The following is a 10,217-nucleotide window of genomic DNA, read 5'->3' on the forward strand; positions in this document are numbered from 1 at the left end:
GGAGCCGGTCGGAGGGGGCGTGCGTCGCCGCGCGTCCCCTCACTGGGTGACGTAGTTCGTCAGGTAGAGGTCCATCACCTCCCCGTGGTAGAGCTCCTCCACCTGGTGCAGCAGCTCGGTCTTGAGCTGCTCGCGGGTCGCCGGGTCGCTGACCTCGGACACGGAGCGGCCGGAGAACAGCGCGATCGCCGCGTCGACCGCCTTGCCGGTGTCGGGGGTGCGCTCGCCGACCTCCTCGGTCAGCTGCAGGTCGAAGCCGAGGCGCAGGTAGTGCCCGTCCGCCAGGTTCAGGCTGATGGGCTCCACCGGGAGCACCGCGCCGGCGACCGGCTCCGGCTCGGCGGCCGGCTCGTCGCTGCCGCCGCCGCCCAGGCCGAGCAGGACGTACGCCGCCGCCCCGCCACCGACCAGCACGAGGCCGATGATCGCGAACAGCAGGCCCTTCTTGCCCTTCTTCTTCGGAGCCTCCGGCTCCGGGGCGGGGGTGGACTCCTTGGCCCCGCCGATCTTCTGACCGCCGCCGATCTTCTGGCCGCCGCCGATCACTCGCTGCTCGATGGGCATCGCCCCTACCCTCCCGTCGCACTTCCGGCTGCCACCGCGGGCAGCAGGGCGCGGACCGCTTCCGGTGCCACGCTCAGGATCACCATGTCGACCCGCCGGTTGGCGGTCATGGCCGTGTCGTCGGTCCCCTGCACGAGGGGACGCGTGTCGCCGTAGCCCACCGCCTGGATGCGGGTGCCCGGCATGCCGTCGTTCTCCACCATGTGCCGCAGCACCTGCGTCGCCCGGTCGGACGACAGCTCCCAGTTGGTGGCGTACCGGCCGGAGATCGGCACGGTGTTCGCGTGCCCCTCCACCGAGATCTGCTCCTGGAGGCCCACGAGCGTCGGGGCCGCGAGGTCCAGCACCTGCATCGCGGTCGGCGTGAGCTGCGCCGAGCCCTGCGCGAAGAACACGTCGTCCGCGACCAGGCCGAGCACGAGGCCGCGCTCGTCCATCCGGAACCGGATGGAGTCCTGCAGCGCCGCCGTCCGCAGCGCGTTGAGGATCTGCTCGCGCACCTCCTCCAGGTGGGCCGCCTCCGCCTGCGCCGCCGCGAGCGTCGCGGGGTCCACCTGGGTCGGGTCGGCCTCGGTCTGCGGCGCCGGGTCGGTGGCCTGCAGGCCCAGGCCCTCGTCCGCGTCCACGATGCCGGCCGTGCCGGAGTCGGGCTGCGTCTCGTCGCCGGGCGTCAGGCCGTCCAGGGCGCCGTCGCTGCCGTCGAGCACCGACTGGTTGACCGACCCGTCGCCGAAGCCCGCCGCGAGCGACGCCTTCAGCGCGACGTACTTCTCCTGGTCCACCTGGCTGATCGCGAACAGCACGATGAACAGCGCCATGAGGACCGTGATCATGTCGGAGTACGAGACGAGCCAGCGCTCGTGGTTGACGTGCTCCTCCTCGTGCCCCCCGCCGCGGCGGCCGCGTCCGCGACCGCCGTGCGAGCTCACGCGGCCTCCTTGGCCGCCGGCGTCTCGGGCAGCAGGCTGCGCAGGCGCTCGCCGACCAGGCGCGGGTTGGCGCCGGCCTGCACCGCGAGGAGGCCCTCGAGGGTGACCTCCATCTGGGCGCACTCCAGGTCCGAGAACCGCTTGATGCGGGTGCCCAGCGGCAGCCAGACGACGTTCGCGGACAGGATGCCCCAGAGGGTCGCGACGAAGGCCGCGGCGATCGAGCGGCCCAGCGACGACGGGTCCGACAGGTTCTCCAGCACGTGCACCAGCGAGATGACCGTGCCGATGATGCCGATCGTCGGGGCGTAGCCGCCCATGTCCTGGAAGTACTTCGAGTGCGTCTTCTCGCGGGCCCGCTTGGTCGCGATCTTGTCCTCGAGGATCATCCGGAGGTCGTCGGGGTCCGTGCCGTCGATGGCCGCCTGCAGCCCGCCGCGCAGGAACGGGTCGTCGATGTCCTTCGCGGCGTCCTCCAGGGCCAGCAGCCCCTCGCGGCGCGCCCGGTCCGCCAGCTCGACCAGCGTGTCCACCGTGGTCGTCGGGTCGGGGACCTTGCTCATCAGCGCGCGGGGCACGGCCTTGAACGACTCGATGACGTCCTTGATCGTGTGCCCGGCGATGCCCACGCCGATCGTGCCCACCCACACCAGCAGCAGCGGCGCGGGCAGGAAGATGGACATCGGGTCGGCACCCTCCATGAGGAGGGCGCCGAAGATCGCGCCGAAGGCGACGACCAGCCCGATGAAACCGGCGGGATCCATGTCAGCGGCTCCTCGGTCGCAGGGGGACGGGGTCGGCGAGCGGGCCGTCGCCGTCGTCCTCGGCACCGTCGTCGTCCGCCGCCGCGGGGGCGTCGCGGACCAGCTCGACGGCCGGGGTCGGCGCGGCCTGGATCTCCTGGGCGCGGGCCAGGAGCTGCGCGCGGTGCTCGTTGACCCGCGCGATGACCTCCGCCATCGACTCCCGGACGATGTACTTGGTCCCGTCGATGAGGGTCAGGATGGTGTCGGGCGCGCTGTCGACGCGCTGGAGCAGGTCGGGGTTGACCCCGAACTGGGCCCCGTTCAGGCGCGTCACGATGATCACAGCGGTGTCCCGTCCCTGGTGGTGCGTGTGCGGCGTGCGCCGCGGCGGCCCGTCCGTGTGCCGCTCACCCCTGACCATCGGCCGCGGCTCCGCGGCGCTGAGGGAATTGTCGGACTCCACCCGGCACGCCGGCCGGACCGCGCTTCATCCTTGACGTCCCGCGCCCCAGCCGCGACCGTGGCCCGCGTGCCGGCACACGTCGCCCCGGCCGGGACCTCGGCCACCGTCGCGCCGTACCTGGTGCGGTACCTCCTGCTGATCGCGGACGAGCGGGGCGTGCCGTTCGACGACGCGCTGCGCGCGGGCGGGCTGACCCGGGAGGCGGTGGAGGCGCCGGCGCTGCTGGTCTCGTTCCGGCAGGGGCGGGCCGTCATCGAGGCCGCGATCGAGGTGCTCGGCGAACCGGCGCTGGGGCTGGTCGTCGGCGGCCGGCAGCCGATCACCGCGGCGGGCCTGCTCGGGCTGGGCTGGCTCGCGTCGGCCACCGTCGGGGACGCGGTCGCGCTCGGGGTGCGGTACCAGGGGCTCGCGGGGGCGATGGTGCACTGGTCGGCGGAGCGGGACGGCGACCTGCTCGTGGTGACCGCCGCGGTGCACGGTGACTCCGCCCGGGTGGACGACTTCCTCGTGGACGAGGGGTTCGCGAGCATCACCCGGTCCGCGCGGGACGCGACCGGCCCGGGGTTCACGCCGCACGCCGTCGAGCTGGCCCGGCCGGCGCCCGCGGAGCCGGGGCCGTGGGCCGACTGCTTCGGCGTGCCGGTCGCGTTCGGGGCGCCGCGCAACGCCTGGGTGCTGGCGCGGGACGCGTGGTCGCAGCCGCTGCCCAGCGCGGACCGGTGGACCCTCGGGCTGTCCCGGGCGCTGCTCGACGTGGAGGCGGCGGAGGCCGTCGACCGGCAGGAGCTCGTCGCGCTGCTGTCCGCCCGGGTGGACGCGGCCCTGCCCGACGTGCTGCCCCTCGCGGCGCACGCGCGGGCGCTGGCCATGAGCGAGCGCACGCTGCGCCGTCGGCTCGCGGACGTCGCGTCGACGTACTCCGACGTGGTGGACGAGGTCCGGCGGCGGCGGGTCGGCCGGCTGATCGGGCACCGCGACGTGCCCCTGGCGGAGATCGCCGCCCGGGTGGGCTACGCCGACGAGCGCTCCCTGCGCCGGGCCGTCCGCCGCTGGTTCGGTCGCTCCCCCGCGGCCCTCCGCCCCCCGCGCTGACGCCGCGTGGCCGCTCCGCCCGCCGAGGTCGAGGGTTTGCCGTCCGGACCCGCGCTCAACCCCTCGACCTCGCACGAAACCCTCGACCTCGGCGGGAGCGGACCGAGCGCCCGCTGCGACCCGGCGCGGGGCGGCCACGCCGCGTGGCCCGCGGTGTCCGGTGAGTTGGCTTCCCCGGCCCTCCGGGGCCGGGCGGGGGCGTGCCTACAGTCGGCGGACCTACGCGAAGGAGCGTTCCCGTGACCTCAGCCGTCTGCGTGATCGGCGCCGGCCCCGCCGGCCTGGCCGTGGCCCGCGCGCTGCGCGAGCGCAGCATCGACTACGTGCAGCTCGAGCGGCACACCGGCATCGGCGGCGTCTGGGACATCGAGAACCCGGGCACCCCGATGTACGACTCCGCGCACCTCATCTCCAGCCGCACCCGGTCGGGGTTCAGCGGCTTCCCGATGCCGGACGACCTCCCCGACTACCCGCGGCACCCGCAGGTGCTGGCGTACCTGCGGGACTTCGCCGACGCGTACGGGCTGACCGAGTGGGTCGAGACGGGGGTCGAGGTCGCCTCGGTGCGGCGGGAGGACGGCGCGTGGGCGGTGACCCGCGCGGACGGCACGACCACCCGGCACCCCGTGGTCGTGGTCGCGACGGGCTCGCAGTGGTACCCGAACGTGCCGGAGCTGCCGGGGCACTTCACGGGCGAGGTCCGGCACAGCCAGACGTTCCGCAGCGCGTCGGAGTTCACCGGCCGCCGGGTCCTCGTCGTCGGGGCGGGGAACTCCGGCTGCGACATCGCGTGCGACGCCGCACGGAACGCCGACCACGCGGTGATCAGCATGCGGCGCGGGTACTGGTTCATCCCGAAGCACGTGTTCGGGGTGCCGTCGGACGTCGTCGGCGGCGCCGGGTCGTTCCTGCCGAAGCGGGCCGAGCGGGCGCTGATCCAGCCGCTGCTCCGCCTGCTGAACGGCAACCCGGAGCGCCTCGGCCTGCAGAAGCCCGACCACAAGCTGTTCGAGACCCACCCGATCGTCAACTCGATGCTGCTGCACCACCTCCAGCACGGGGACATCACCGCCCGGCCCGGCATCCGGGACACCCAGGGCCGGACCGTCACGTTCACCGACGGCACGTCCGACGAGTTCGACCTGGTCGTGCTGGCCACCGGGTACCGGCACCGCGTGCCCGTCGCGCAGGAGTACTTCGGTGACGAGCAGCACCCCGACCTGTACCTGAACTTCGCCTCGCGGCAGCACCCGGGGCTGTTCGGCGTCGGGTACATCGAGACGAACAGCGGGGCGTACGGGCTGTTCGACCAGCAGGCGCACCTCATCGCCGCGTACCTCGACGGCCTGGACCGGCACACCCCGCAGGCGGCCCGGTTCACCGCGATGATCGCCGGCGACCGGCCGGACCTGTCGAACGGCCTGCACTTCGACTCCTCGCCGCGGCACCAGGGCTACGTCGACTCCGACGCGTACGGGAAGTACCTGGCGAAGGTCGGGCGGTCGCTGGGCTGGCGGCTGGACTCGGACGCCCCGCGGCACGCCGGGGACCGGGCCGCGACCGCGCCGGCGGTGCCGGCGTGACGTACGACTTCCGGGACAAGGTCGTCGTCGTCACCGGCGGCGCCGGCGGCATCGCCCGGGCCTTCCTGTTCCCCGCGGCCGCGCGGGGCGCGCTGCTCGTGGTCGTCGACATCCGCGCGGGGGCCGCCGAGCGGGTGGCCGCCGAGCTGCCGGGCGCCGGGCACGCAGGGTACGGCTGCGACCTCACCGACCAGGCCCAGGTCGAGGAGCTGCTGCGCCGGGTCGAGCAGCGGCACGGGCGGATCGACGTCCTCGTGAACAACGTCGGGATGACCAGCGCCGACCGGTTCGACGAGCGCACGGTCGCGAGCATCCGGACCGAGCTCGACGTCAACCTGGTGTCCCCGCTGGTGCTGACCCGGCTCGCGGTGCCCCTGCTGCACCGCTCCCCCGACCCGCGCGTCGTGACGACCGTGTCGCTCGGCGGGATCTTCCCGCTCGGGGAGACACCGATCTACACGGCGTCGAAGTTCGGCCTGCGCGGGGCGATGCTGGCGATCGGGCTGGACCTGCGGTCCAAGGGCATCACCGCCGGCTCGGTGCTGCCGTCGGCGACGGACACCCGGATGCTCCGGCAGGAGGCGGTCGACGGCGGGAACTCCCTGCAGTTCCAGGACGCGCCGCAGCCGCCGGCCGTCGTCGCCCGCACGATGATGCGGATGCTCGACCGCCCCGCCCTGGAGCGGTACCCGCGCCCGTCGGAGGCCGTCCTGGTCAAGACCGCCATGCTCGTGCCGAACGCCCTCCCCCGGCTGATGCGGCTGTTCCGGCGCCGCGGCGAACGCGGCATGGCGGCGTACCTGGCGCGGCTCGAGCGCGCGGGCATCGCGGAGCGCCGGGACGGCCGGTGGGCGCTCGTCGACGGGGAGAAGGTGCTGCGATGACTCTGACGCTCGTGGGCCCGGCGGACGGCGCCGCGCTCGGGACCGTGCCCGAGACCACGCCCGAGGAGGTCGCCGCGCACGCCCGGGACGCCCAGGCCGTGTTCGACTCCGGCGTGTGGTCGGGGCTGCCGCCGCGGGACCGGGCGGCGGCGCTGCTGCGGCTCGCGGACCTCATGGACCGGGACGCCGAGACCCTCGCGATGCTGGACTGCGAGGACGCCGGCAAGCCGATCACCGAGTGCCGCGAGAACGACGTGCCGGGCGCGGTCGAGACGATCCGCTGGTTCGCCGAGGCCCTCGACAAGACGTACGGCCGGGTGTCCACGACGTCCCGCGACGTGCTGGCGTTCACCGAGCGGGAGCCGTACGGCGTGGTCGCGGCGATCCTGCCCTGGAACTACCCGCTCGCGATGGCCGCCTGGAAGATCGGCCCGGCGCTGGCCGCGGGGAACTGCCTGCTGGTGAAGCCCGCCGACGCGACCCCGCGGTCCGTCCAGCACGTCGCGGCGCTCGCGCGGGAGGCGGGGATCCCCGACGGCGTGCTGCGGGTGCTCACGGGCACCGGGCCAATCACCGGCGCCGCGCTCGCCGCGGACCCGGTGGTCGGGGCGATCTCGGTCACCGGCTCGGCGCGCACCGGCCGGGCCGTGCTGGCGGCAGCGGCGGCCTCGAACCTCAAGCGCGTCAGCCTGGAGCTCGGCGGCAAGAGCCCGCAGATCGTGCTGGACGACGGGCTCGCGTTCGGCGACCGGCTCGTCGACGGGCTGGTCGAGGCGGCGTTCCTCACCTCCGGGCAGAACTGCACCGCCGGCTCCCGCGTCCTCGTGCACGCGAGCATCCACGACGAGGTGGTGTCCCGCCTGGTGGCGGCGGCGCGGGCGCTGCGCGTCGGTCACCCCGCGGACCCGGCGACCCGGCTCGGCCCGGTGATCCACGACGCGGCGGCGGACCGGATCCTCGCGGCGGTGCGGGACGCGGTCGCGGCGGGCGCCGTGCTGGCGACCGGCCGCGGCGAGGCGGACGTGCACGCGGGCGGCCGGTACCTGGAGCCCACCGTGCTGGTCGACGTCCCCGCGGACGCGGCGATCCTGCGCACCGAGGTGTTCGGGCCGGTCGTGACCGTGCAGCGGTTCACGACCCGGGACGAGGCGGTCGCCCTCGCCAACGACGTCGACCACGGGCTCGCCGCCTCGGTGTGGACGACACGGCTGGACGACGCGCTGGCCGTCGCGCGCGGGGTGCACGCCGGGGTGGTGTCCGTCGGGGCGTACAGCGAGGGCGACCTCACGGTGCCGTTCGGCGGGTGGAAGGAGTCCGGCTTCGGAGGGGTCGAGAAGTCCCTCGCCGCGTTCGAGCAGCGGACGCGGGTGAAGACGGTCTGGGTGCAGCTGGGCCCCCGCTGATCCGGCGCGCGCTCCGCCGCCCTCCCGGCGGGGCGCGCGCCTCCGGCCGCGTGGTGCTGCAGCGGTCTGGCGACTACCATGTAGAAACGTACCTACATCGGAGGTGGGCGATGACGGAGACCGTGATGACCGCTCGGGAGTTCAACCACGACGTCTCGGCCGCCAAGCGGGCCGCCACCCACGGCCCGGTCGTGATCACCGACCGGGGACGGCCGTCGCACGTCCTGCTCACCGTGGACACGTGGCGGGCGCTCACCGACAACCGTCCCGGGCTCGCGACGGCGCTGCGGATGACGACCTCGACCGCGGACATCGAGTTCGACCCGCCCCGCGCACCGCTGGGCGAGCGGGAGGTCGACCTGTGACGTTCCTGCTGGACACGAACGTCATCTCCGAACTCCGCAAACCCGCCGCCGACCCTCGGGTCGTCGCGTGGGTGGACGCCCGACCGACGTCCGAGCTGTTCGTGTCCGCGATGACGCTGTACGAGCTGGAGCGCGGCATCCTCGCGCGCGAACGGAAGGACCCGGCCCAGGGGGCGCACCTCCGCGCCTGGTTCACCGGGCAGGTGCTGCCGGAGTTCGCGGGTCGCGTCCTCCCGGTGGACGGTGAGGTGGCGCGCCGGGCAGCGGCCCTCTCGGTCCCTGACGCGCGCCCGTACACCGACGGGCTGATCGCGGCGACCGCACTCGTCCACGCCAAGACCGTGGTCACCCGCAACATCCTCCAGGACTTCCCGGGCGTCGCGGTCGTCGACCCCTGGGCCGCGTGACCGCCCGCCCACCCGCCCGGCGAGTGTCCAGGAACCCCGGGGGCACCGGATGAACCGCCCCGGGACGCACGCGCGCCCCGCACGGCCGGGCCGGGCGGGGCGCGCGGGGCGCAGGGGTCAGCGCTTGAGGTTGACCAGCTCCTGGAGGACCTCGTCCGAGGTCGTGATGACGCGGGAGTTCGCCTGGAAGCCGCGCTGGGCGATGATCAGCTGCGTGAACTCGGTGGACAGGTCCACGTTGCTCATCTCGAGCGAGCCGGCGGACAGCGTGCCGCGGCCGCCGACGCCGGCGGCGCCGATCTGCGCGTCGCCCGAGTTCACCGTGGTGCTGAACAGCGAGCCGCCGGACTTGGACAGACCGGTCGGGTTGGTGAACGACGCCATCGCGATGCGGCCGAGGTCCTGCTTGAGGCCGTTGCTGAACGTGCCGTTGATCGTGCCGTCCGAGCCGAGCGTGAACGACTGCAGGATGCCGGCCGCGTAGCCGTCCTGCTTGCCGGCCTGGATCGTGTCCACCCCGGCCATGCTGGTGACGTCCGAGATGTCCACGGTGACGCCGCCGAGGACGAACGTGCCGGCGCTGGTGAGGTTGCCCGAGCCGTCGAACGTGAGCGCGGGGGGCGTGACGGGCGCACCGCCGTCGGACGCGGTCAGGTCCCAGCCCGCGGCGGTCTTCTCGAACGTCAGGGCGAGCTCCCGCTCGTTGCCGAGCGTGTCGTAGGCCTTGACCGCGACCGTCTTGATCGTGCCGACCTCGGCGTCCGCCTGCAGGTTGCCGGCGAACGGCGCGTTCTCCGTGCGCTTGGCGGGCATCACGGTGCCGACCGCGACGCGGATGTCGCCGACCGGCTGCGAGGTGTCGATGACCCCGTTCACGGCGGCCCAACCCTGGACCATCGCGCCGTCGCCCGGCAGCACCATCTGGCCGGTGGAGTCGAAGTCGAACGCCCCCGAGCGCGTGTAGTACTGCTGGGTGCCCTGGCGCACGACGAAGAAGCCGTCGCCGGAGATCATCATGTCGGTGCTGCGGCCCGTGAGCTGGGCGGCGCCCTGCTTGAAGTTCGTCGTGATGCCCGCGACCTGGACGCCGAGGCCCACCTGCGCGGGGTTCTGGCCGCCGACACCGCCCTGGGGCGCCGCCGCCGCGTTGAGCATCTGGCTGAGGGTGTCCTGGAACTGGATCTGGGAGGCCTTGAAGCCGGTGGTGTTGACGTTGGCGATGTTGTTGCCGGTGACGTCGAGCATCGTCTGGTGGGCGCTGAGACCGCTGATGCCGGAGAACAGAGAGCGGAGCATGGGTGATCGATCCCTTCGGGGTGCGGACCGCGGTCAGGCGGTGGTCGTGGTGGAGGTGGCGGCGGGTGCCGGGCTGACGCTCGCCACGGAGTCGAGGGGCACCTCGGCGGTGCCGACCTTGAGGACGGGGACGGACTTCGCGTAGTCGACGGTGGACACGACGCCGGTCTGGGTCGTGCCCGCGGCGTCCGTCCAGGTGACCTGCCGGCCGACCAGGTCCGCGGAGGCCATGCGCATCTGCAGCGCGAACTGCTCGCGGGACGACGCCTGGATCTCGGAGAGGGACTCCATCATCCCGAGCTGGGTGGTCTGCGCCATCATGTCGCTGGTGTCCATGGGGCTGCTCGGGTCCTGGTTGGACAGCTGCGCCACCAGGAGCTTGAGGAACGTGTCCTTGTCGAGCTCCTTGGTCGGGGTCGCGGTGCTGCTGGTCGCGTCGGTGCGCGAGTTCGTGATGTACGAGACGTCGATGGACACCTGGTCTC

General features: G+C 73.7%; 12 protein-coding genes. 6 read left to right on the forward strand and 6 right to left on the reverse strand.

Features of this window, described 5'->3' with window-relative positions:
- Positions 1-39: 39 nt before the first annotated feature.
- From HNR08_RS04690 to HNR08_RS04705, 4 genes are read right to left on the reverse strand one after another with little or no spacing between them, the layout of a single operon-like run.
- Positions 40-564 carry a flagellar basal body-associated FliL family protein gene (locus HNR08_RS04690; protein ID WP_146838300.1) on the reverse strand — a complete coding sequence of 175 codons (525 nt, stop codon included), beginning with the start codon at positions 562-564 and terminating at the stop codon, positions 40-42.
- 5 nt (positions 565-569) lie between these two features.
- Positions 570-1,493: an OmpA/MotB family protein gene (locus HNR08_RS04695; RefSeq protein ID WP_146838298.1), complete on the reverse strand. Its 924-nt coding sequence runs from the start codon at positions 1,491-1,493 to the stop codon at positions 570-572.
- Positions 1,490-2,257 carry a motility protein A gene (locus tag HNR08_RS04700; RefSeq protein ID WP_146838296.1) on the reverse strand — a complete coding sequence of 256 codons (768 nt, stop codon included), beginning with the start codon at positions 2,255-2,257 and terminating at the stop codon, positions 1,490-1,492. The genes HNR08_RS04695 and HNR08_RS04700 overlap by 4 nt, the downstream gene beginning before the upstream one ends.
- Before the next feature lies 1 nt (position 2,258).
- Positions 2,259-2,582, reverse strand: a complete 324-nt coding sequence (locus tag HNR08_RS04705) for a flagellar FlbD family protein (protein ID WP_146838294.1) — start codon at positions 2,580-2,582, stop codon at positions 2,259-2,261.
- A 186-nt stretch (positions 2,583-2,768) separates the two neighbouring features.
- Between HNR08_RS04705 and HNR08_RS04710 the strand changes: the two genes are divergently transcribed.
- From HNR08_RS04710 to HNR08_RS04735, 6 genes are all read left to right on the forward strand, one after another.
- On the forward strand, positions 2,769-3,794 hold the full coding sequence (locus HNR08_RS04710; protein ID WP_246803084.1) for an AraC family transcriptional regulator: 1,026 nt from the start codon (positions 2,769-2,771) through the stop codon (positions 3,792-3,794).
- Between the two features lie 239 nt (positions 3,795-4,033).
- Positions 4,034-5,377 carry a flavin-containing monooxygenase gene (locus HNR08_RS04715; RefSeq protein ID WP_246803083.1) on the forward strand — a complete coding sequence of 448 codons (1,344 nt, stop codon included), beginning with the start codon at positions 4,034-4,036 and terminating at the stop codon, positions 5,375-5,377.
- Complete coding sequence (locus tag HNR08_RS04720; protein WP_146838292.1) at positions 5,374-6,261, forward strand: SDR family NAD(P)-dependent oxidoreductase; 888 nt, start codon at positions 5,374-5,376, stop codon at positions 6,259-6,261. The genes HNR08_RS04715 and HNR08_RS04720 overlap by 4 nt, the downstream gene beginning before the upstream one ends.
- On the forward strand, positions 6,258-7,664 hold the full coding sequence (locus HNR08_RS04725; RefSeq protein WP_146838290.1) for an aldehyde dehydrogenase family protein: 1,407 nt from the start codon (positions 6,258-6,260) through the stop codon (positions 7,662-7,664). Before HNR08_RS04720 ends, HNR08_RS04725 begins: the two co-directional genes overlap by 4 nt.
- Before the next feature lie 110 nt (positions 7,665-7,774).
- Positions 7,775-8,029, forward strand: a complete 255-nt coding sequence (locus HNR08_RS04730; RefSeq protein ID WP_146838288.1) for a type II toxin-antitoxin system prevent-host-death family antitoxin — start codon at positions 7,775-7,777, stop codon at positions 8,027-8,029.
- On the forward strand, positions 8,026-8,436 hold the full coding sequence (locus tag HNR08_RS04735) for a type II toxin-antitoxin system VapC family toxin (RefSeq protein ID WP_146838286.1): 411 nt from the start codon (positions 8,026-8,028) through the stop codon (positions 8,434-8,436). The genes HNR08_RS04730 and HNR08_RS04735 overlap by 4 nt, the downstream gene beginning before the upstream one ends.
- A 117-nt stretch (positions 8,437-8,553) precedes the next feature.
- Here HNR08_RS04735 and HNR08_RS04740 read toward each other — a convergent pair whose 3' ends face one another.
- Positions 8,554-9,732 carry a flagellar hook protein FlgE gene (locus tag HNR08_RS04740; protein ID WP_146838284.1) on the reverse strand — a complete coding sequence of 393 codons (1,179 nt, stop codon included), beginning with the start codon at positions 9,730-9,732 and terminating at the stop codon, positions 8,554-8,556.
- A 33-nt stretch (positions 9,733-9,765) separates the two neighbouring features.
- A complete protein-coding gene (locus HNR08_RS04745; RefSeq protein ID WP_146838283.1) occupies positions 9,766-10,209 on the reverse strand; it encodes a flagellar hook assembly protein FlgD in 444 nt (147 codons plus the stop codon).
- Positions 10,210-10,217 lie beyond the last annotated feature (8 nt).

The organism is Cellulomonas hominis (assembly GCF_014201095.1).
Taxonomy (GTDB): Bacteria; Actinomycetota; Actinomycetes; order Actinomycetales; family Cellulomonadaceae; genus Cellulomonas; species Cellulomonas hominis.

Excerpts from the sequence above, each read along its gene's own strand:
- HNR08_RS04690 (WP_146838300.1), bottom strand. The coding sequence starts at position 564 with ATGCCCATCGAGCAGCGAGTGATCGGCGGCGGCCAGAAGATCGGCGGC.
- HNR08_RS04700 (WP_146838296.1), bottom strand. The coding sequence starts at position 2,257 with ATGGATCCCGCCGGTTTCATCGGGCTGGTCGTCGCCTTCGGCGCGATC.
- HNR08_RS04725 (WP_146838290.1), top strand. The coding sequence starts at position 6,258 with ATGACTCTGACGCTCGTGGGCCCGGCGGACGGCGCCGCGCTCGGGACC.
- HNR08_RS04730 (WP_146838288.1), top strand. The coding sequence starts at position 7,775 with ATGACGGAGACCGTGATGACCGCTCGGGAGTTCAACCACGACGTCTCG.
- HNR08_RS04740 (WP_146838284.1), bottom strand. The coding sequence starts at position 9,732 with ATGCTCCGCTCTCTGTTCTCCGGCATCAGCGGTCTCAGCGCCCACCAG.